Annotated in this window: 16 protein-coding genes; 11 read left to right on the top strand and 5 right to left on the bottom strand. The window is 30.3% G+C overall.

The features are described 5' to 3' along the window. Position 1: 1 nt before the first annotated feature. The 9 genes from KV700_RS09390 (at position 2) to KV700_RS09350 (ending at position 11,438) form a co-directional block, all read left to right on the top strand. On the top strand, positions 2-1,360 hold the full coding sequence (locus KV700_RS09390) for an endo-1,4-beta-xylanase (RefSeq protein WP_218597722.1): 1,359 nt from the start codon (positions 2-4) through the stop codon (positions 1,358-1,360). Positions 1,361-1,576: 216 nt separating this feature from the next. Beyond that, positions 1,577-3,238 carry a glycoside hydrolase family 43 protein gene (locus KV700_RS09385; RefSeq protein ID WP_218597721.1) on the top strand — a complete coding sequence of 554 codons (1,662 nt, stop codon included), beginning with the start codon at positions 1,577-1,579 and terminating at the stop codon, positions 3,236-3,238. Between the two features lie 20 nt (positions 3,239-3,258). Then, positions 3,259-4,389, top strand: a complete 1,131-nt coding sequence (locus tag KV700_RS09380; RefSeq protein ID WP_218597720.1) for an alkaline phosphatase — start codon at positions 3,259-3,261, stop codon at positions 4,387-4,389. Positions 4,390-4,450: 61 nt separating this feature from the next. Continuing rightward, complete coding sequence (locus KV700_RS09375) at positions 4,451-5,740, top strand: sugar phosphate isomerase/epimerase (protein WP_218597719.1); 1,290 nt, start codon at positions 4,451-4,453, stop codon at positions 5,738-5,740. Between the two features lie 25 nt (positions 5,741-5,765). Beyond that, entirely contained in the window at positions 5,766-6,506 is a 741-nt protein-coding gene (locus KV700_RS09370; protein WP_240914570.1) for a ThuA domain-containing protein, read from the top strand. Between the two features lie 22 nt (positions 6,507-6,528). Continuing rightward, entirely contained in the window at positions 6,529-7,581 is a 1,053-nt protein-coding gene (locus tag KV700_RS09365; protein ID WP_218597718.1) for an aldose epimerase family protein, read from the top strand. A gap of 228 nt (positions 7,582-7,809) precedes the next feature. Further along, positions 7,810-8,958, top strand: a complete 1,149-nt coding sequence (locus tag KV700_RS09360; RefSeq protein ID WP_166384022.1) for an endo-1,4-beta-xylanase — start codon at positions 7,810-7,812, stop codon at positions 8,956-8,958. Positions 8,959-8,970: 12 nt separating this feature from the next. Next, positions 8,971-10,389 (top strand): MFS transporter, encoded by a 1,419-nt coding sequence (locus KV700_RS09355; protein ID WP_166384024.1) that lies wholly within the window; start codon positions 8,971-8,973, stop codon positions 10,387-10,389. An 11-nt stretch (positions 10,390-10,400) separates the two neighbouring features. Next, positions 10,401-11,438: a glycoside hydrolase family 43 protein gene (locus KV700_RS09350; protein ID WP_166384026.1), complete on the top strand. Its 1,038-nt coding sequence runs from the start codon at positions 10,401-10,403 to the stop codon at positions 11,436-11,438. A 448-nt stretch (positions 11,439-11,886) separates the two neighbouring features. On the opposite strand, the gene KV700_RS09345 is transcribed toward KV700_RS09350, so the two are convergent. Next, a complete protein-coding gene (locus tag KV700_RS09345) occupies positions 11,887-12,789 on the bottom strand; it encodes an IS1595 family transposase (RefSeq protein WP_165734421.1) in 903 nt (300 codons plus the stop codon). A gap of 101 nt (positions 12,790-12,890) precedes the next feature. On the opposite strand from KV700_RS09345, the gene KV700_RS09340 reads away from it, so the two are divergent. Together KV700_RS09340 and KV700_RS09335 are read left to right on the top strand one after the other, a co-directional pair. After that, positions 12,891-13,730 (top strand): hypothetical protein, encoded by an 840-nt coding sequence (locus tag KV700_RS09340; protein ID WP_166384028.1) that lies wholly within the window; start codon positions 12,891-12,893, stop codon positions 13,728-13,730. Positions 13,731-13,733: 3 nt separating this feature from the next. Further along, a complete protein-coding gene (locus KV700_RS09335; protein ID WP_218597717.1) occupies positions 13,734-16,349 on the top strand; it encodes a metallophosphoesterase in 2,616 nt (871 codons plus the stop codon). A gap of 436 nt (positions 16,350-16,785) precedes the next feature. On the opposite strand, the gene thrC is transcribed toward KV700_RS09335, so the two are convergent. The 4 genes from thrC to KV700_RS09315 form a co-directional block, all read right to left on the bottom strand. Then, complete coding sequence (thrC, locus tag KV700_RS09330; protein WP_218597716.1) at positions 16,786-18,072, bottom strand: threonine synthase; 1,287 nt, start codon at positions 18,070-18,072, stop codon at positions 16,786-16,788. A 90-nt stretch (positions 18,073-18,162) separates the two neighbouring features. Continuing rightward, on the bottom strand, positions 18,163-19,092 hold the full coding sequence (locus KV700_RS09325) for a homoserine kinase (RefSeq protein ID WP_218597715.1): 930 nt from the start codon (positions 19,090-19,092) through the stop codon (positions 18,163-18,165). 174 nt (positions 19,093-19,266) lie between these two features. Continuing rightward, complete coding sequence (thrA, locus tag KV700_RS09320) at positions 19,267-21,705, bottom strand: bifunctional aspartate kinase/homoserine dehydrogenase I (protein ID WP_218597714.1); 2,439 nt, start codon at positions 21,703-21,705, stop codon at positions 19,267-19,269. 319 nt (positions 21,706-22,024) lie between these two features. Then, entirely contained in the window at positions 22,025-23,584 is a 1,560-nt protein-coding gene (locus tag KV700_RS09315) for a hypothetical protein (protein WP_218597713.1), read from the bottom strand. Positions 23,585-23,664 lie beyond the last annotated feature (80 nt).

Below are 23,664 nucleotides of genomic sequence, written 5' to 3'. Positions count from 1 at the left end.
TATGAAAATCACTAAAATTTTAAGCCTTTTATTTTTTGTAACAGTACTTATTTCTTGTGGAGGGTCAGAAGAAAGTGATGAGCCAATAACAACACCCGTAGAAAGAGTTAGGGCTGCTTTTGAGATGTCAATATCTCCAACAGACCAAAACGTGCTTTTGTTAGACAATAAAACCGTTGGAACTGGAGAGTTTACAAGCGAATGGGATTATGGTCAAGGAAATGGTTTTGTATTAGATCAACCAGGAATTGAAGAAGTTAGGTTTGATAATGATGGAACTTTTAGTGTTACATTAAAAGTGACTAATGAAGCCGGTGTAACACAAGATGTTCAAACAGTAGTTGTTGCTAATAGTGCAGGGGGAATATGCCCTAATGGAATTTGCGTTACATCTAATGCAGGAGTTTTAAAAGATGTATCAACCACCTTTTTAGTTGGTAATATAACAAGAGCATCTAAAGTAAATAGTGGTGGTATGGATGCCGAAATTTTAAAAACACATTTTTCAAGTATTACTTCAGAGTATGAAATGAAAATGGATAGAATGCATCCATCACAAGGTACTTTCGATTTTGCAGCTGCAGATGCTATTGTAAATTTTGGAGTAGCTAATGGAATTAATGTACATGGCCATGCTTTAATATGGCACAATGCAACACCAGATTGGGTTAAAAACTTTTCTGGAACAGATGCAGAGTTTGAGACAATGGTTAAAAATTATATTACAACAACGGTAACAAGATATAAAGGTAAAGTAGCTTCTTGGGATGTTGTAAATGAGGCTATTGAGGATGGTAGTGGAAACCCTTTAAGAAATTCTGTTTTTAAACAAAAAATGGGAGACGATTATATTAAAAAATGTTATCAATGGGCAAGAGATGCAGATCCAGATTGTTTGTTGTTTTATAATGACTATAACATGGCATCTAGTTCTGGTAAAAGAGCAGCAATGTTTAATATTGTTGATGATTTAGGAGATTTAATAGATGGTGTTGGTGCTCAAATGCATATTAATTATAATTTTCCATCAAAGGCAAATATTCAAGCAGTTGCAGATGGTACTGTTTCTAGAGGATTAAAACTACATTTTGCAGAATTAGATGTTAGAGCAAATCCAGATGATGATCAAACTATTTTAACATCAGAAAGAGCTGGTCTTCAAAAAGCAAAATTTACAGAAGTTGTAAAAATTTATAATTCAATACCGTTAGCAAATAAATATGCATTAACAGTATGGGGGGTAAGAGATAATGAAACTTGGCTAACAGATTTTTGGGGTCATATAGACTGGCCACTAATGTTTAATGAAGATTACAGTAAAAAGCCTGCTTACGATGGTTTTTTAGAAGGGTTGAAATAAATAAGTTATTTGTTAGGTGTAATAATACAGAATCAGTTAAACTTTTCAACGAAGTTTAACTGATTTTTTTTTAGAATAAAGAATCAGTTAATAGTTTAAATAACTTATTATGAATTGCAGTATATGTTTCAATTCAATATTTATAATTACAACAGTTTCTTTATTACATTCTTGTAATAGTGGGGTACAGAAGGAAGAAATAAAAAAAAATAAGTTATGAAGAAATTTTTTATAGTAGTATTTATCAGTACGTTTATTCTAAGTTGTTCAGATAAAAAAGTAATAAGTAAAGTTATAGCAACCACATTTACAAATCCTGTTTTAAAAGGGTTTTATCCAGACCCAAGTATTTGTAAAGTAGGGGATAGTTATTATCTAATAAATTCAACTTTTGCTTATTTTCCGGGAATTCCTGTTTTTAAAAGTGATGATTTAGTAAACTGGAAACAAATAGGAAATGCTTTAGACAGACCAGAACAGTTAGATTTAGAAGGTTTAGAGGTTTCTCAAGGAGTTTTTGCACCTGCAATTTCTCATCATAATGGTGTGTTTTATATTATTAACACAATTGTTGGTGGTAATAATAATTTTATTATTTCTGCTACTAACCCTGCAGGACCTTGGTCTAACGCAACTTGGTTACCAGAAGTAGAAGGTATAGATCCTGCACTGTTTTTTGATAAAGATGATAAAACGTATGTTATTTTTAATAGCACTCCTCCTAATAATTTACCAGAATATGACGGACACAGAACTATTAAAATTATAGAATTAGATGTTAAGAACCTAAAAACAGTTGGTGAAGCTAAAATAATTATAAATAAAGGAGCAAAACCAGAAGACAAACCAATTTGGATAGAAGGTCCGCATATTTATAATAGAAACGGGTTTTACTATTTAATGGCTGCAGAAGGTGGTACCGCAGAAGAGCATTCTGAAGTTGTTTTTAGAAGTAAAAATGTTTTAGGTCCTTATAAAAGTTATGAAAATAACCCAATTTTAACTCAAAGAAATTTAAGTGATACTAGAGAAAACCCAATTACATCAACAGGGCATGCAGATATTATAGAAGACAATTTAGGGAATTGGTGGGGCGTTTTTTTAGGATGTAGACCTTATGATGATGATAACCACTTTAACACAGGTAGAGAAACTTTTATGGCACCTGTAAAATGGAAAAATGATTGGCCAGTTTTTGATTTAGAAGGAGATGCTGTAAAAGATCATTATCAAATAACATTACAGAAACCTCTTACAAATGTACCGTCTGTTAATGCAGATTTTATAGATGAATTTAAGACAGATACTTTAGCTTTCGACTGGCTTTTTTTAAGAACACCAAAAGAAAAATGGTATTCACTTTTAAACGGAAAATTAACTATAAATACACGTTTAGAAACTACTTCAGGTACATCAAACCCAAGTTTTATTGGGTATAGACAAAAACATTTATTTGGTGAGGTAACCACAAATTTATCTTTTAAAGCAGTTGCAGAAAATGAAAAAGCGGGTTTAATTGCCTTTCAAAATGAAAAACATTATTACTATGTCTGTAAGAGTTTAAAAGGTAATAAACCAGTGGTTCAGTTATTAAAATCAACAGAAAACGGAACAGAAGAAATTACTTTTAAATCAATAAAAGAGAGTGATAAAATTTCTTTTAAGATAGAAGCAAAAGGAATCTATTATAATTTTTACTACTCCATAAACAATACAGATTGGCAAGTTCTAAATGAAAATGTTGATGCTACTTTTTTAAGTACCAAAAAAGCAGGTGGTTTTGTAGGTACAATTTACGGAATGTACACAACTTCATCAGGTAAAAAAAGTACAAACAATGCGGTTTATCACTGGTTTAAAAATAAGAATATAAATTAATAACAATAAAAATAGAATTCATGAAGTATAGATATAGTATTTTTATAGCCCTTTTAGTAACTTTAATTTCCTGTAAATCCATAGCTATTAAAGAAGAGGTTAAGCCACCAAAGGCTAAAAATGTTATTCTTTTAATTGCAGACGGTACTGGCTTGTCTCAAGTATCATCGGCATTTTATTATAAAAAAACCAAACCCAATTACGCAAGGTTTAAGTCAATAGGGCTTATTAAAACCTCTTCTGCAACAGAAGATGTTACAGATTCTGCTGCAGGAGCAACCGCTTTTTCTACCGGAGAAAAGACTTACAATGGGGCAGTTGGTGTTGCTGTAGATTCTACGAAGCTAAAAACTTTGGTAGAAATTTTATCACCACAAAATGTTAAAACCGGATTAATTTCTACCTCGTCAATACAACATGCAACTCCGGCAAGTTTTTATTCGCATGTTTTACATAGAAGTCAATATGAAGATATTTCTTTAGATTTAGTTACTTCTGATGTAGACTTTTTTGCTGGTGGAGGTATAAAATTTCTTAATAAAAGAAAAGATGGAGAAAATTTATTAGCAGAGTTAAAAGTAAATGGTTTTGAAGTAGATACTACTGCTTTGGGTAGTTTTTCTGAAATTAAAAAGCATTCTAAAATGGCTTACTTATTAGCTAAAGAACACATGAGTGCAGCAGCAAAAGGACGTGGAGATTTTTTACCTAAAGCAACAGAATTAGGAATAGAATTTTTGAATAAAGATGCTGCTAAAGCTGGTTTTTTTATGATGATAGAAGGTTCGCAAGTAGATTGGGGCGGCCATTCTAATGATGCTGATTATTTGGTGTCTGAATTGATTGATTTTGATGACGCTGTAGGTAAAGCGCTAGATTTTGCAGAGAAAGATGGTAATACTTTGGTTATTGTAACTGCAGATCATGAAACCGGAGGGTTTACGTTAGCTTCTACGCCAAAGAAAAAAGAAGATGGTACCACTTATGACGATTATAAGGAAATTACAGGAACGTTTTCAACCAAAGGGCATTCTGCTACTTTAATTCCGGTGTTTGCTTTTGGTCCAGGTTCTGAAGCATTTACTGGGATCTATGAAAATACAGCTATTTTTCACAAAATATTTGAATTAACAAATTGGAAGAATAAATAGCTTCTTTTTATTCAAATATTAAAGGCTATAGCAATTAGTATAGATTATAAAACTCAAAATAATGTTACATTCTAAAATAGTACATTTTCTTCTTTTAAGCATTTTTATTTCTCAAAGCCTCTTTGTAAATGCACAGGATAAATCAGAAAATCAGTTACAAGAATTATCAAAATATATGGGTACTTGGTATGGTGCAGAAAATATTAATGATGATAATTTAAGTGAAAACCCTAAGGTTAAAATGACTGTAAAACCTACAATTGGTTTTACAAATGGTTTACAAGTAGAAGTTTTTGAAAGTAAAAAAAATGAATGGAAAACTACTTTGGTAGAACTCATTTCTTATGATGTTGTAACTGATAAAATTATAGCAAAAGGTATTAATGATAAAAACGAATGCTTTATAGGCAAAGGAGCTTTTTATGAAAATAACCTTTGGATTATGAAAGATGAGAATTTAAATGGAGAACATATTTCTACCGTAAAATTTAATTTTTTAAGTAGTTCAGAAGTAGTTTTAAAGGGAACAGACTCTGCAGGTAAAGAACTTTGGAAGATAAAATATATCAAGAAAAATCCAAAAGATAAAAATATTGGTATTCAGTTGGTTTCAGTAAAGGATTTAATGGATAAAAACCCAGAAAATACGCTGAAACAATTAGGGAGAATGGGGTATAGTTATATAGAGACCTTTGTGTATAAAGAAGGTAAATTTTATGGTTACTCTCCAAAAGAATTTAGAGATATAGTAGAAAAAAATGGCATGCGTTTTTTAGGTTCTATGACTTTTTATAATCCAATTGATAAAAGTGAAAAAGAAATAGAGAAGTGGTGGAATAAAACAATCTTAGATCATAAAAATGCAGGTGTCGCTTATTTATCAACTTCAAATAACAATCTAAAAAACATCAAATCTTTATCAGAGTTAAAGGTATATACTGATTATTATAATTTAGTAGGGAAGCTTTGTGAAAAAGCAGGCTTAAAATTTCTATTTCACAATCATAAAGACGAGTTTTTAGAGGTAGAAGGAAAAATAATTTATGAGTACTTTTTAGAGAATACCAATCCAAAATATGTAAGTTTTCAATCTGATTTGTATTGGATGGATGTTGCAGGTGTTAATCCTGTAGATTATTTTGAAAAATATCCAAAACGATTTATAAGTTGGCATGTAAAAGATTATAAAGAATTAGGGCAAAGTGGTAAAATAGACTTTAATAAGATTTTTTTATCAGCAGAAAAAGCAGGTTTAAAATATGTTATTGGAGAAGTAGAAGATTACGCTTATCCAGCCATTACAAGTGTTGGTTTAGCATGGGAATATCTGTATTATGAATTATTAAAATAAACGTTTAATTATGAAATTTTTTAAAATGAAATACCTTTTATTAACTATATTTTTCTTTACAATGATTAAAACTAATGGGCAAGACCAGTTTAGTGTTTTGTTGTTTACGCAACATGATACTTGGCATTACAATAGCATACCAGTTGCTGTTGAGGCTTTTGAAGAAATGGCCGCAGAAAATCAGTTTAAGTTTGATTGGACACAAAGACCAGATGATCTTATTGATAAATTACCAGAATATGATGTAGTCATATTTATGAACGCCAATGCAAATTTTTTAACTCCAAAACATATGGATGCTTTAAAAGTATTTATGAAACGAGGAGGAGGTTTTGTAGGTATACACACAACATCAGATGGTGAAAAGGATAATGCCTGGTTTGATGGTCTTGTTGGAGCAAAATTTATAGATCACCCAAAATTACAAGCCGCAATAGTAAAAGTTGAGAATAATGATTCTCCGGTAACATGGCATCTACCAAATAAATGGCTTCGCAGTGATGAATGGTATAACTTTAAAAACATGAATTTAGAGAAACTAAATATTCTATTAACTGTTGATGAAGCTTCTTATGATTTTACTGCAGGTTATGATGACATTCCGTTAAAAGGTATGGGAGAGAAACACCCTATTGCATGGTGTCAAGAGTATGATGGTGGGAAATCTTTTTATACTGCTTTGGGACATAGACCAGAATCGTTTAAAGATAAAAATTTCTTAAATCACATTTTTGGAGGCATATACTGGGTTTTAAAAAAGAATTAACAATAAGTAAGACTATATTAAAATGATAAAATTAATAGATGCTAATCAGTTTTCTAAAGGCTTTGAGAAACAGGGAATTAAATTATTTACCTTAAAAAATAAAAATGGAATTGTTAGTCAGATTACCAACTATGGTGGTAGGGTTGTAAATTTATTTACTCCAGATAAAGAGGGCCTTTTTAAAGATGTTGTTTTAGGCTATGACACGGCAAAAGAGTATTTAGAAAAGCCAGATCATTTTTTTGGAGCTATTATTGGCCGATATGGTAATAGAATTGCAGACGGTAAATTTAGTATAGATAATAATGAGTTTTTGTTACCTAAAAATGAAGTAGAAAATCAATTACATGGTGGTAATAAAGGTTTTCATACAATTGTTTGGCAGGCAACACAAATATCAGCATCTAGTTTAGAGTTAACTCACTTTTCTAAACATTTAGACCAGGGTTTTCCTGGTAACTTAGAAGTAAAAGTATTGTATACGTTAACAGAAAACAATGAATTGCAAATAGAATATTCTGCAGTTTCAGATGCAAAAACCGTTATAAACTTAACAAATCATTCTTATTTTAATTTATCGGGTAATTTTAATAAATCAATAGAGAATCATTTATTTCAAATAAATGCAACTCATTATTTACCGGTAAATGATAAAATGGTTCCTGTAGGAGTTTTAGAGGATGTTACCAATTCTCCTTTCGATTTTAAAAAATTAAAAAAGTTAGAACACGTTGTTGATAAAGAACATCAACAAATAGAATTAGGCAGTGGTTTTGATCATAATTTTGTTTTAGATGATGTGAATTCAGGTTTTGTAGCAAAGGCAATTGATGAAAATTCTGGAAGAAGTTTAGAGGTGTATACGACCGAACCCGGAGTACAATTTTATTCGGGGAATCACCTAAATAATTTAGAAGGCAAAAACGATATTTTATATCAAAAAAGAGCCGCGTTTTGTTTAGAGACGCAACATTTTCCAAATAGTCCTAATCAAAGCAATTTTCCATCAACTTTATTATTACCAGAAGAAAAGTATTTTTCAAGAACTATTTATAAGTTTAGTGTTTATAAGTGATTGCTAGAATTTAGTAATACTTTTAAAACATAAATTAGTTATTGTAATGCAAGAATTGTTCTACTAAAAGCAGTATTTGTTTTACAGTAATCTACATATTACAGTTAATTTTAATCCTATAACAAGTCGTTTTTTTTTTTAACTATTTGTTGGTTAATTTAGCTTTAAAAAACTCACTTAATAGCAGAGTGACATCCTTAGAAATTCACAAATAAATACAATTTAGATATGTTTAATAAAATTAATACAACTTTACTCTTACTCTCAATTTGCCTTTTAAGCTGTAAAGAAGCAAAAAAAGAAACTGTTAGTGAAACACCTCAAAACAAGACCTCTTTAAAAGATAGTTTTAAAGAAGACTTTTTAATAGGAACAGCACTTAATACAGGTCAAATTAAAGAAGTAGATGCAGGTCAAACAGCTTTAATAACTAATGAGTTTAATGCTATTACACCAGAGAACGATTTAAAATGGGAGCAAATTCATCCTCAAAAAGACACTTTTAATTTTGAAGTATCAGATGCTTATGTTGCTTTCGGGAATAAAAATAACATGCATGTTGTAGGGCATACCTTACTTTGGCATAGTCAATTGGCACCTTGGGTACATGAAATTACAAATAAAGATACTTTAGTAAATAGTATTACCAAACATATTAATACAATTGCAGGTAGATATAAAGGGAAAATTGATTCTTGGGATGTTGTTAATGAAGCTTTAAATGAAGATGGATCTCCAAGAGAGTCTATGTTTTATAAAATTTTTGGTGGAGAAAGCTATATAGAATTGGCTTTTAAACTTGCAGAAGAAGCAGCACCAGATGCAGATTTAGTTTACAATGATTATAACCTTTGGAAACCAGCAAAAAGAGAAGGAGTTATTAGAGTTGTAAAAAACTTACAAGCAAAAGGAATTAAAGTTGATGGTGTAGGTATGCAAGCACATTGGAGTTTAGATGGGCCATCTTTAGAAGATATTGAAAACAGTATTATTGCATATTCAGACTTGGGTGTAAAAGTAATGTTTACAGAGTTAGATATTACTGTACTACCAAATCCTTGGGAATTAGACGGAGCAGCTGTAGAGCAAAGCTATGAAAGATACGAGAATGACCCTAAAATGAATCCTTATCCAAATGGATTAACAGAAGACATTGAATTAAAAATAGCAAAACGTTATGAAGATATTTTTAATCTTTTCTTAAAACACCAAGATAAAATTAGTCGTGTAACTTTTTGGGGAGTTAATGATGGACAATCTTGGTTAAATAACTGGCCAATTAAAGGGAGAACAAATTATCCATTACTTTTTGGAAGAGATGATAAACCAAAAAAAGTATACAATAATGTAATTGCGCTTAAAAATAAGGCAAACTAATAATCCCTAAAAATGACAACTATTTCACACAAATTATCTGTAAAAGAAAAAGTAGGTTATGCTCTTGGAGATTTAGCAGCCAATTTAGTTTTTCAAACTTTAGTAACCTATCTATCTTATTTTTATACAGATATTTATGGTCTAAAGCCAGAAGATGCCGCATTAGTAACCTTAACGGTTGGTCTTATAGCTGCGTTTGGTTTTAATCCTATAGTGGGGGCTTTGGCAGACAGAACAAACACTAAAATGGGTAAATTTAGACCATGGATTTTATGGACTGCAATACCCTTAGGAGTAACGGCATTATTAGCTTTTACTACGCCAGATTTTGAGTATCAAGGAAAGGTTATTTATGCTGTAATTACCTATTCTTTACTGTTATTGCTATACTCCGCAAATAATTTACCGTACTCTGCTTTAAGTGGGGTTATTACAGGAGATATGAAAGAGCGTAATAGCTTATCTGCATATCGATTTGTAGGTGTTTTAGGAGCACAATTTTTTGTACAAGTTTTTATGTACGATTTAATTTTAAAAGCAGGTAATGGAGATAAAGCTGCAGGTATGGAAACCGTAATGACCTATTTGGCAATTATAGGAACCATAATGTTATTGATTACGTTTTTTACAACAAAAGAAAGAGTAGTACCTAAGCCAGAACAACAATCTAGTTTAAAAGAAGATTTATCTGATTTGTTTAAAAACAAACCTTGGGTAATTATGTTGGTACTTACCACTCTAATCTTTGTTACGTTAGCAATGAAAGGTGGATCTTATGTTTATTATTTTGAAAACTTTGTTAATGAAGAAAAATTAAGACTGTTTTTAGATCCGTATAGATCAATTTTACCCACTTTTGAGAATGAAACCTCTTTTGGTTTAGGAGTCTTTAATGGAATTGGAATTTTAGTTGGGTTAATAGGAATCATTCTTTCTAAACGTTTGGCAGATAAATATGGAAAACGAAATGTTTTTGCTATTTCGCTTTTTATTTCAACCTTATTTATTATTGCTTTTTATTTTTATCAACCAGAATCTATAGAGCTTATATTTATTACTCAGATTTTACACATGTTTTTCTACGGAATTGGTACCCCAATTCTTTGGACGATGATTGCCGATGTAGCTGATTTTTCTGAGTGGAAAACAAACAGAAGAGCCACTGCTATTATTTTTTCTGCAATGATGGTTGGTTTAAAAGGAGGTATTAGTATTGGTAGTGCTTTAGTTTCATCAATTTTAGGAGCCTATGGATATGATTCTCATTTAGAAGTACAAAGTGAAACAGTTATTCATGGTACAAAATTATTAATTAGTTTGTATGCTGCAGTTCCATTTTTAATAGGTGTAGGTCTATTATATTTTTATGAAATTGATAAAAAAATGGAATTAAAAATTGAAAAAGAATTAAAAGAAAGAAGAGCAATTTAAAAAAAAATATAATGCCAGAAAATAGTATAGAACACATCAATTTTGATGAATTAAATAAAAAAGCCATTTCGCAACCATTAGTGTCTAATATTTATACAGCAGATCCATCTGCACATGTCTTTGATGGTAAGATATATATATATCCATCTCATGATATTGATGCTGGAGAAGCTTTTGATGACTTAGGAAGTCATTTTGCTATGGAAGATTACCATGTAATCTCTATGGATAGTATAGATAGTAAGGCGGTAGATAATGGTGTTGCTTTACATGTAGATGATGTTCCTTGGGCAAAACAACAAATGTGGGCACCAGATGCAAATGAAAAAGACGGTACTTACTATTTGTTTTTTCCAGCAAAAGCACATGATGATATTTTTAGAATTGGTGTAGCTACAAGTAAATCGCCTACGGGTCCGTTTAAAGCAGAACCAGAAGCAATTAAAGGTAGTTTTTCTATAGATCCAGCAGTTTTTAAAGATGATGATGGAAGTTATTATATGTACTTTGGTGGTCTTTGGGGTGGACAATTACAACGTTGGAGATCTGGAGAGTTTAATGCAAGCCAACCAGAAAGCCCAACAGCGTTTCTGCCAGAAGGTGATGAGCCAGCATTATTACCATACATTGCAAAAATGACTGGTGATTTATTAGAATTTGATGAAAAGCCAAAAGAAATTGAAATTGTTGATGAAAATGGAGATTTATTAGTAGCAAGTGATAATGATAGACGATTTTTTGAAGCAGCATGGTTACATAAACATAACGGAAAATATTACTTCTCCTACTCTACAGGTGATACTCATTTTATCTGTTATGGAATTAGTGATAGTCCTTATGGACCATTTACGTATGGTGGTAGAATTTTAGAACCAGTTGTTGGTTGGACATCTCATCACTCTGTTTGTAATATAGAAGGAAAAGATTATTTATTTTATCATGACTCTAGTTTATCTAAAGGAGTAACACATTTACGTTCTGTAAAAGTTGCAGAAATTAAATATTTAGAAGACGGACGTATTGAAACTTTAGAGCCATATCTATATTAATTTAATATAGATTATTTAATAAGAAAACTTCTTAAAAAAGAAAGTCGTTTAAAAATTTCTTTTTAAACGACTTTCTTTTTTGCATTTTAATAAGTATCCAAATCTATCTACTTTAGAAATTAATACTATGATAGAATTAAAATTAAAAATTTACTATGATAAGTGTTTTTTAGTAAAATATTGATGTGCTAAAAACTAAAAAAAATAAGTATTTTAATAAGTGCGTAATTGCTTTGTATGAGCTAACCCTACTTGTACAAATCTTAGAATAAATAAGAATATAGATATTTTAATTTTATAACTACACCCAACAGACAACTTAAGGAAGCTAAAGTTATCTGTTGGGTGTAATTATTTTCTAGAACTTGTTTAATCTATATAATGCTGTAATTTTAGTATTTAATGCTAAGTTTTTGTTATTGAATACTTTATATTAAAACTAATTGAGTTATACGTTTAGCTTCTGTTTTATTTGATTTTGATAAACTGGTTTGGCAACTACCATTCTTTCAATTGTTTTATGAAATATACTTTTCTGAAATTGAGATCTATTAATTCTAAAACAAAATTCATCAAAATAAGCTTGAATATGCCATTTACTTACATGAGTTGGTATTGCTCTAAGCCAAGACTTAACTTGCATAATCATGACATGTAATTGTTTAAAGTTAGCACCATTATTACTATAGATTTGCTCAATGTTATAAACTTCTTTCAAAGGTTCATATCCTCTCCATTTATCTGTTATTATTTTAGCAGATTTACTTATGTGTTCTTCAAAAATTGGTGTTAATGATTTTGCAGAATAGTCGTTTATAGATTTAATGTAAACTCTTTTCACCTTATTGTTATCTGTTAATTCTACTGCAATTACGGCTTTTTTCTTTTTTGTATCGTAACTCCTACCTTGTTTTCCTTCTTCTTTTCCTCCAACAGTAAACTCATCAACATGAATTAAGGTTTCTAGAGGATATTTTTGACTACTTTTCATTGCTTTACGAACTTTTTGCATAAAATACCATGCAGTTCCTTGACGAATACTAAAGCGTTTACCCATTTGAATACTTGAAGTACTTTTACTATTTGTGCTCATTTCAAAAGCAACACAAAACGCTTTTTGCAATCCAAATTTAACTTTATGAAAAAGTGTATTTGCAGTAGCACTTTCTACATGATGGCAAGCATAACAGTGATAATTATATCCAGCTTTTTCACAACCTTTTGTATGTCCACATTTACTACATTTAAAACCATCCTGCCATTTTATTTTTGATAAATAAGCTTTACAGGCTTCATCATTTGGTAGTTCTTTTATAAAGTTTAGTATATCTTGACCTTCAAAATTATCCATATATCAATGTTTTAAAGCTATAAGATACGGAAACTAAATGACTAACTCAAAAAACTAATTTAACAAAGTTAAATTTTAATCTTTCAAATAATTATTTTTAAATGGAAAAGCTTCATGGTTTTAGAATAGTACTGTGTTTTGTATGTGTATTTACTACATCGATTATTTCTGCACATGGTAGTTTGTCAAAAAGAATAAGAGTAAAAACAGCTGAAATTTCCGAGCATCCTAAAAATGAAAAACTATATTTTGAAAGAGGTTTCTTATATGAACAACACGAGGAATTCAATAAAGCAATAAAAGACTATTTAAAATCAGAAAAACTAGGAAATTCTAACATATTAATTCAATATAGAAAGGCCAAAACATATTATTACCAAGGTAAATTTTCTAAGGCGTTGGAATCTTCCAACTTATATTTAGAAAAAAATAGTACCGATGTAAAGATTCATAAGTTACATGCTCAAATATTAATTCTTTCTGAAGCCTATTATAAAGCAATACCCTACTACAGTTATTTTATTAAAAATACAATAGACATTAACCCTAGAGATGTTATAGAATATAGTGAGGTTTTTTTATCAATAAATAATAATAACTATTCAAAAGCTATAGAGGTAATAGAATTGGGCTTGAATAAATTGGGAAAAGATGTTTTTTCATTACAGTTAAAAAAATTAGAGTATTTAGAAGCATCGTTACAATTTGATAAAGTAATAGAGCAATACAATTACTTTATTTTAAGCTCTAGTAGAAAGGAATTTTGGTATTATAAAAAAGCGAAGTATTTATTTGAAAATAATAAAATTAACGATACTAAAATTGCAATTCAGCAAGTAAAAACAGCAATACTTTTGTTGAATGACAAAATTATTAATACAACATCAATTAAAAATTTAAAACAGCAAATTAACTTACTTGAATTAAACTTAAATCAATAAACCATGATTAAAACAATTTACATTACACTCTTGATACTGTTTTTAACAACCTTATCAAATGCTCAAAATAAAACAACCATAATTCCTATGGATGCAGATTGGAAATATCTTGTAACGCCAGCTGCACCAGATAATGATGCAGAAGGTGACACTTGGAAAGTAAATGCATTTGATGATACAACGTGGCCAATTGGAGCTGCTCAATTAGGGTATGGAAATAATGGAGATGGAGACCAAACGACTATCGGTTTTGGTGGAGATAGCTCTAATAAATACAGAACTACCTATTTTAGAAAAAGTTTTACAGCTACTGCAGCAAATTTAGCAGATCTTACATTACATATTGATGGCTATATAGACGACGGTGTTGTTATTTATCTAAATGGGGCTGAAATTTGGCGTGATAACATTGCTTCTGGTGCAGTGGATTATGCTACCAAAACTATTACAGATTATGAGGGTGGCTTTTCAGCTTCATTAACCAACTCTTTAGTTTTGGGAACGAATGTTTTATCTGCAGAATTACATCAAGTAAGTAGTAGCAGTTCTGATTTAAGTTTTAATTTGCAATTGGCAACCTCTACTGATAATACAAATCTGAGTGACGAAGTTATTTCTACAGGTTCTAATTGGAAATATTCTGATTTAGGCGCCGCACCTGACAATGATACAGAAGGAGATACCTGGAAACAAAATACCTATAACGATGCCTCTTGGGCTTCTGGTAATGCACAGCTTGGGTATGGTGAAAGTGATCAAGCTACTGTAATTAGCAAAATAGCAAAAACAGCCTACTTTAGAAAAGAGTTTAATTTAACAAAAGATCAAGCAGCTTTTACGTATGTACAAATGTCTGCATTGGTAGATGATGGAATGGTTGTATATCTAAATGGAAATGAAGTTTGGAGAGATAATCTGCCTTCAGGTACTATTGATTATGGAACTTTTGCAAGAACAGATTATGAAAACACACAAGTTGATGAGGTTATAACAAGTACTTTATTGGAAGGCAAAAATACTATAGCGGTAGAAGTACACCAACTTTCCTTAACAAGTTCAGATATTAGCTTCGATTTTGAATTAAAAGTTAGTGCACAAATTACAGCTGAATTAAAAAGAGCTCCTTATTTACAAAAAGGAAGTTCTAACGCTATGACTATAAAGTATAGAACGAGTGCAGATACAGAAACTATTATTAATTATGGAACTTCTTTAGGTTCATTAAACAGTATAGTATCTGAGAATACGTTAAAAAGTGACCATGAAATTGAAATAACAGGATTACTTCCTGATACAAAATACTATTACGAAATAGCCTACAGTTCAGGTGTTTTCTTAGCAGAGTCTAGTGATTTATTTTTTAAAACAGCCCCAGAAGTTGGTTCAGACCAATTTGTTAGAGCTTGGATTTTAGGTGATGCTGGTACAGGTAATCAAAACCAAAAAAATGTAAGAGATAGATACTATGATTACGTTAAAAACGCAGCTACTAAAAACCCTAATCAAACAGATATGATGTTGTTTTTAGGTGATAATGCTTATAATGATGGATTAGATGTAGAATATCAAAGAGCTTTTTTCGATATTTATGAAGCACAGTTAAAAAATACTGTTTCTTGGTCAACACTTGGTAATCACGATGGTTATTCTTCTAATTCAAATTCTCAAACAGGACCATATTATGATATTTTTACGTTTCCTACTGCTGCAGAATCTGGTGGAATTGCTTCTGGAACAGAGGCTTATTATTCTTTCGATTATGCAAATATCCATTTTATTGTATTAGAGTCTTATACTTTAGATGAAGACGCAACACAAATAGCTTGGTGTAAACAAGATATGCAAGATACCAAACAAGATTGGATTGTTGCAGTATTCCATCATCCACCTTATTCAAAAGGTTCTCATGATTCTGATAATGAGAGTGAATTAATAAATATGAGAACTAAATTTTTACCTATTTTAGAAGATAATGGAGTTGATTTAGTATTAAACGGTCATTCACATTCTTATGAAAGATCTTTTTTTATAAATAAACATTACGGAAATTCAGATACCTTTAGTACTACAATAAATACGGTTGGTGTAAATGGTAATTTATCAGGAAAAGCAGATACATCAGATGGTGCTTACAAGAAAACAAATACTCAAAACCCAGGGGCTGTTTATATTACCACAGGGTCAGCTGGTAAAATTTCTGGAGGAGATTTAGATCATGAGGCTATGTATTCTTCTTTAAATGAATTAGGGTCTTGTGTTTTAGAAATTGATAGCGATGGTGGATCCGGACAAAATTTAACAATTAAGTTTATAAATGATTCTGGTTCAGTATCAGATTATTTTACAATTAACAAAACCGGAGTAACACTTTCTACAAAAGTTAATAAATTAGAAGATAATGATGTTAGAATATATCCTGTTCCAGTAAATGGTATTTTAAATATAGAGGTTACTTTAAATCAGCAATTAAAGACTGTAAATATATATAATATAGTGGGGGAACTAGTGAAAACTACTACTCGTGATAAAATTAATTTGAGCACACTAACTAAAGGTACATACGTCGTTCAAATCATTACAGATAAAGGAGATTTAACTAAAAGTATTGTAATTGAATAATTATTCAAAAAATTGTTACTTGCTTAAATAGTACTATAATATTAATAACTTAAAGGTAGTGGTTTTATATCACTACCTTTTTTTGTTTCATATTCTTTTGTTTTCAGTTGTTTAGAGTAGAATACCTATTGCAATTCTTAAATAAAAATAAAATTATTTTTTTGTACAAACTTTAAAATCTAGAATTCTACCTGTGGTATCTATTTATAAACGGTAATATGAATCTAAATAGGTGTTGACTGTTGATTAAAGTTGGTATTTAATGCTCTTAAATAGTTTGTAAAAGTAAATTGTACTAAAAATAGAAGTAGACTTTTTAGGTAGTAAAGCAAAGTAATAAATTTATGATGTTTTGGTAGCTTAATTTAAACAAGCAACAAAAAAGTCCTAACAATTTTAATTGTTAGGACTTTTTAATTTTAAGAAGTTAAAGTTCTTATTCCTTCATTAAGAAATCTTTTAAATCTTGGTACGTAGAAGCTTTGTAAGCTACTTTTTTATTGTTGATTACCTTTTTAATCTGTTCAGGAATTGCAACTTTAACAGGTAAAGTTTCTTCTACAACATCTAAAAACTTTACAGGATGTGCAGTTTCTAGAAAAACACCGAATTCATTTTCTTTTAAACCATGTTTTTTCAACCCTAAGTAACCAACAGCTCCATGAGGGTCTGCAACATAACCAGAGTTTGCATAAATTTCTTTCATAGTTGCACGTGTTTCATCATCAGAAAAACTATATGAAGAAAAAGCAGTTTTAAGAGCTTTTAAGTCGTTATTAAATAATTCTTGTATTCTGATAAAGTTACTAGGGTTACCAACATCCATGGCGTTAGAAATAGTTGCTTTAGATGGTTTTGGTTTGTAAACACCATCCACTAAATAATTAGGAACCGTATCATTTACATTTGTAGAGGCTACAAAGTGTTTAATTGGTAAACCTAATTTTTGTGCCATGATTCCTGCGCAAATATTACCAAAATTTCCACTAGGAACAGAAAATATGAGGTCTTTATGTTTTTTATGTAATTCTTTATAAGCAAAGAAAAAATAAAACATTTGTGGTAACCAACGCGCAACGTTTATAGAGTTTGCTGAGGTTAATGTTTTGGTGATTTCTTCATCTAAAAAAGCAGTTTTTACCATTTCTTGACAATCATCAAAAACGCCATCTACTTCTAATGCTTTAATATTCTGACCAAGAGTTGTCAGTTGTTTTTCTTGAATATCACTTACTTTACCAGAAGGATATAAAATAACCACATTTACACCTTTTGCACCTAAAAACCCGTTGGCAACTGCACCACCAGTATCTCCAGAAGTAGCTACTAAAACAGTAACTTCATCATCTCTATCTTTGTTGAAGTATTCTAAACATTGTGCCATAAATTTAGCGCCAACGTCTTTAAAAGCCATCGTTGGGCCGTGAAACAATTCTAAAGCAGCAATATTATCATCCACTTCTACCAAAGGAAAATCGAAAGAAACGGTTTTTGCAACAATCTCTTTTAATTTTTCAGTCGGAATTTCATCACCTACAAACTGTTTAATTACCTCATACGCAATTTCATGATTTGTGTAATCAGAAATATTTTCGATAAAATCTTTTGAAAGTTGTTGAATATTATCTGGAAAATAAATTCCTCTGTCTTTTGCTAAACCTTGTACAACTGCATTTTTAAAAGTTGATATTGGTGATTTATGATGTAAACTGTAATAGTTCATTTTGTATGTTTATTAGTCATTGCGAGAGCAACGAAGCAATCTGTTTGTTAGAAAGAGATTACTTCAGTCATTCTTCCTTCGTAATGACGATTAATTACTATTTATTATTTTCATTCCTTTATGATTCACTTTAGAAATAAACATTTCAAAGTCAATACCTGTATTTTTATAACTCTCTTCGATGCTTTTGTAAACCTCTTTTGCAATTTCATCACCTTTACAAAGTGCGAAAATTGTAGGTCCAGAACCACTAATTCCTGCGCCTAAAGCACCTGCTTTTATAGCTGCGTTTTTAACATCATCAAAATGTGGAATTAATTTTTTACGATGAGGTTCTACAATAATATCAACCAAAGAATTACTAATTAGCTCGTAATTATCAGCATATAAACCGCTAATTAAACCACCAACATTTGCCCATTGTGTAACTGCGTCTTTCAGTGCTATTTCTATAGGTAAAACGGCTCTAGCATCTTTTGTTTTTACTTCTACCTGCGGATGAATAGCCACCACTCTCAATTCACTCGGAACCGGTAATTTTATAATTTCTAACGGACTGTAGCTTCGTACTAAGACGAAACCACCATAAATGGCCGCAGAAACATTGTCTGCAATAGGAGTTCCGCAAGCAACTTCTTCACCAAACATGGCAAATTTTGTCAATTCTAAATCAGAATAAATATTCCCTAACAACTGATTTGCGCCAAAAGCAGCACCTGCAGCACTAGCAGCAGAACTACCTAATCCACTTCCAGGAGAAAAACCTTTGTGTATGGTTAATTCAATTCCAAAATCTGCATTTGCTTCATTCAGTATTTTTTTAACAACTGCACTAGCAGCATTTTCATCAACATTGTATGTTAAGTTTGCGCCAGTAATATTGGTTATTTTAACGCCTTTTTCAGAAGTTTTTGTAAAAGTCATTTTATCTCCAATTTCATCAACAGCAAAACCTAAAGAATCAAATCCGCAAGAGACATTGGCAACAGTAGCAGGAGCAAATATTTTTAAATAATCCATTTTTTTTTAAGTCTTCAGTTTTCAGTCGCAGTTTCCAGTCACAGTTTCCAGTCATTTGCTAACTGAGAACTGCTACTGCCACTGAATACTATTTTTATTTTTAGTTTGCAGTTTTCAGTCATAGTTTCCAGTCATTTGCTAACTGAAAACTGTGACTGCTTACTGAATACTTTTTTATTTGTTAGCTATTCTAATTACATCTGCAAAAATACCAGAAGCAGTAACATCTGCACCGGCACCAGCACCTTTTATAATTAAAGGATTTTCTGGATATCTGTCTGTAAAGAACAATACAATATTATCACTTCCTTCTAAATTATAAAAAGGATGATCTGACGGAATGTGTTGTAAACCAACATTTGCCTTTCCGTCTACAAATTCTGCTACATATTTTAATCGACAATCTTTATCGTTTGCTTCTTTAAATATATCTTGAAAATGCGCTTCATTTTTAGTTAAAGAAGCGTAAAAATCATCATTATTAGTTGTGTTTAAGCTTTCATCAGGTAAAAAGGCATTTTTTGCAATGTCTTCTAATTCCATCTTATAGCCACTTTCTCTCGCTAAAATTAATATTTTACGAGCAACATCTACACCACTTAAATCAATTTTTGGATCTGGTTCTGTATACCCTTCTTTTTGAGCAGCAGCAACAACGTCATGAAAAGTTGAATTTTCATTAAAGTTATTGAATACAAAATTTAAACTTCCAGATAACACAGCTTGAATTTTATGAACTCTATCTCCAGAGTTGATTAAGTTTTTAAGTGTATCAATAATTGGTAAACCTGCCCCAACGTTTGTTTCGAATAAGAAAGAAGCATTGTATTTTCTAGAAACTTGTTTTAACGTTTTATAGTTATCAAAACTAGAAGCACACGCAATTTTGTTACATGTTACCACAGAAATACTTTCGCGTAAATATTTTTCATAGATTTCAGAAACTTGTTGGTTTGCTGTGTTGTCTATAAAAACACTATTTATATGATTACTTTCTTTAACTTTTTTATGAAAGCTCTCTAAAGTTGTTGCTTCGCCATTCTCTAAAGCCTCTTTCCAATTATTTAGATCGATACCATTATCATCGAAAGCCATTTTTCTAGAATTGGCAATTCCGATAACATTAATACTTAATTTTAAGTTTTCTTTTAAGAACTTTTTTTGTTGATGAATTTGAGCTAGAAAACGTTCACCAACATTACCAACACCTGTTACAAACAAGTTTAATTGTTTCGTTCTTTCTTCAAAGAATTGCTCATGTAACGTGTTTAAAGCTTTCTTTGCATCATATTTATTAATAACTGCAGAGATGTTTTTTTCTGATGAACCTTGTGCAATTGCTCTCACATTTACATTGTTTCTTCCTAGGGCGCTAAACATTTGTCCGCTTAAACCTTGGTAGTTTTTCATGCTCTCACCAACCACGGCAATAATAGCCAAATTACTTTCAACAATAATTGGCTTAATTTTTTTCTTGTCTATTTCTATGCTAAAAGTATCGTCTAAAAGTTCTTTAGCTTTTGCAGCATCATTTTCAAAAACCCCTACGCAAATAGAATGCTCTGATGAAGCTTGTGTTATAAAAACTACATTTATTTTAGCAACAGAAAGTGTTTCGAATAAACGCTTAGAAAAACCAGGAATTCCAACCATTCCTCCACCTTCTAAAGTAATTAAGCTAATATCTTCTATATGAGAAATTCCTTTAACTTCATTACCGTTTTTAGGGTTCTTACAGATTAATGTTCCAGCACTTTCTGGTTCAAACGTATTTTTAATACGAATAGCAATTTCTTTTCTTAAAGCAGGCTGAATTGTTGGTGGATATAAAACTTTTGCTCCAAAATGAGACAACTCCATTGCTTCTTCATAAGAAATTTCTGAAATAGGATATGCTTGGTTTACAACTCTAGGGTTTGCAGTATACATACCAGAAACATCTGTCCAGATTTGTAATTCATTTGCATCTAAAGCGGCAGCATAAATGGAGGCAGTAAAATCAGAACCACCTCTACCTAATGTAGTTGTTTCTTCAAAAACATTCGAAGAGATAAAACCACCTAAAACAACAACCTGATGTTTGTTCTCTTCAAAAAAGGAAGTAATATTATTATTAGTGACTTTAAAATTTACTTGTGCATCTAAATACTGATTGTTTGTAATTATTAAATCTCTACTTTCTTTATGAGTAGCACCAAACAATTCTTTTGCTGCATTTGCAATAATATAAGAAGAAAGTCTTTCTCCAAAACTATATACTTTGGCTAGTGTTTTATCAGATAATTCTTGTAATAAGAAAATTCCTTCATAAATAGATAGTAATCTGTCAAATAGATAAGTAACCTCTTCGTGAACTTCTTTTTTATTTTTAGCAATTAAATCATCAATTACTTCAAAATGAATTTCTTTAATGGTTCCTAAAATTTCTTTAGCAGTTGTAATGTCTTCTAAAGCTTCATTTGCTCCAGCAAATAATTTATCAGTAGTTTTTCCGAAAGCAGAAACTACTACGGCTATTTTTTCTTTTTTAGATGCAGCCTCAACAATAGCTAAGACTTTTTGTATTTTTTCTGAACTTGCGACAGATGAACCGCCAAATTTTAATACTTTCATTTTTAATGAATAGTTTGTGTAATTAAATGTTTTATTGCCTTTATTTCGTTGTTATTCGAAACAATTATATAACCTGTGGTGATATGTATATAGTAGAACCCCTAAAGGGTAATTGTTGTAATTGTGCGAGTAATTGTGCGCATAGCAGTATAAACTACGTTTGTAGTTTTAGAAGAATTAGTATGTGTATTATATAAATTCACAAAGCAAAAATAGGAGTATTATTTAATTTTTCACCTTTAGGTGGGGATTATTTTATTTTTTAGACTGATTTATACGTAATTAATAAAAATATACTATTTAAAATATTGTTTTCCTATTATTTACGAATAGGTTTTAATTTTTCTTTAATAATTAAAGCAATCGGTTTATTCTGTATTTTACTTTCTAACCAGGATAAAATATCTAAGTATAAGAAAGCTCTTTTTTCGTACGGATGATTCTCGAAGGTTTTTAATTTGGCATGAATTTTTTTAAACTCATTCCTTATTTCATGCGGAAAAACATCACTCAAATCTCTAATAGAGGTTAGAAAAACTTTCTGAACTTCTTGTAGGTTTTCCATTTTTAGTAAGAACTTATAGGTATCTACAAACTGTCTTTCTAAATCGTAATCTAACCCACATTCATAATGTGCAATTAAGTTTAAAATACGTGCAAAACATTGTAAATCTTCTGCAGAACCTATGTTTTTAGAGCGAATTATTTTTTGTAAATAAATAATACACAATTTGTTTTTACCCATTCCAAAATACAAACAGGCAATTTTGTAGTAGAGTAAGACAATAAAATGACTGTCTAGTCTATTTTTATACTTTTCAATTTTATTATTAATAATGTCAACAAGATATTCTCCTTTTTCAAAAGAACCTTCTAAAAAGTGAAGGTGTAATTTATTAGAATAGAAATACAAGAAAATTAATAGTTCTGTATTGGTATTCATTGGTATTTCTTTTTGATCTATTTCAGATTCAAAAAGAGTTAATTCTCTTTTAAAAGTAGAAACTTTTTTCACTAAAAAAGAAGCTTCAAGTAAGTAGTTTTTAGATTTTAAATAGAAAACTGGGTGTGTATTAATCAGTTTTGGGCTGTCAAATAAATCAACACATTTTTTAGCATATTTATAGCTTAATAAAAAATCTTGCACCAAAAAACTATGCCAAAGATGTGCTTTGTATAACCATAATTTTTCACGAAAACCTAACTTTTGATAATCGTACTTTGGCATTCGATCACTAAAATATTTATCAACAAACTTTAGTTCTTCTTCATTTTTTACGTAGCCATTTTGTATTAAATGACTGTATAATTGTAATGATAAATTAGAAAGTTTGCTAGCAATTACATTGTCTTGGCTTAATTCTTTTGCCTGTATAGACAGTTGGTTTGCTCTGTTGCTTAAACTTCTTGTAATGTATTGTGTTTCTATTACTTTTTCTAGTTCTACAATTTCATAAGCAATATTTTTCTCATCATTATCTAAAGCCATGTTTTTGGCTTTTTCTAAAAGTTTTAAACTCTGTTTGTACAATCCCTTTTGATATAAAACAGTTGCAAAATCTAATTGTTCTCTAATTTGAATTCGCACATTTTTATGGGCAGGGTTTAAACGCAAACTAATTAATATCTGTTTATATAAATGCGCCTTTAAGTTAGAGAGTTGTTGCTTAGAAACAATTCCGCTGCCAATGATAACTTTTTCATCATATACCTTCAGTTTTTCTAAAAACTTAAATAAAGAAAAAAACTTAGCATCGATGTTTCCACCTAATCTACCTACATATAAATTAAATTGTCTCTTTTCTGACTTAGTTAAAGACTTAATTAAAACAAAAAGAGCATCATTTTGTTGATTGGCTGATGTAACACTTTTACTCATAAAGCTCTTATTATTAGGTTTTTAAGTTTTTGTAAATGATATTAGAAATCGTACGGAACTGTAAAAATAACTATTTATTT

Origin of the sequence: Polaribacter sp. NJDZ03 (assembly GCF_019263805.1) — a bacterium.
Lineage (GTDB): Bacteria > Bacteroidota > Bacteroidia > Flavobacteriales > Flavobacteriaceae > Polaribacter.
Note: the sequence above shows the minus strand (reverse complement) of the source record. Positions and strands in the feature narration are given on the sequence as shown.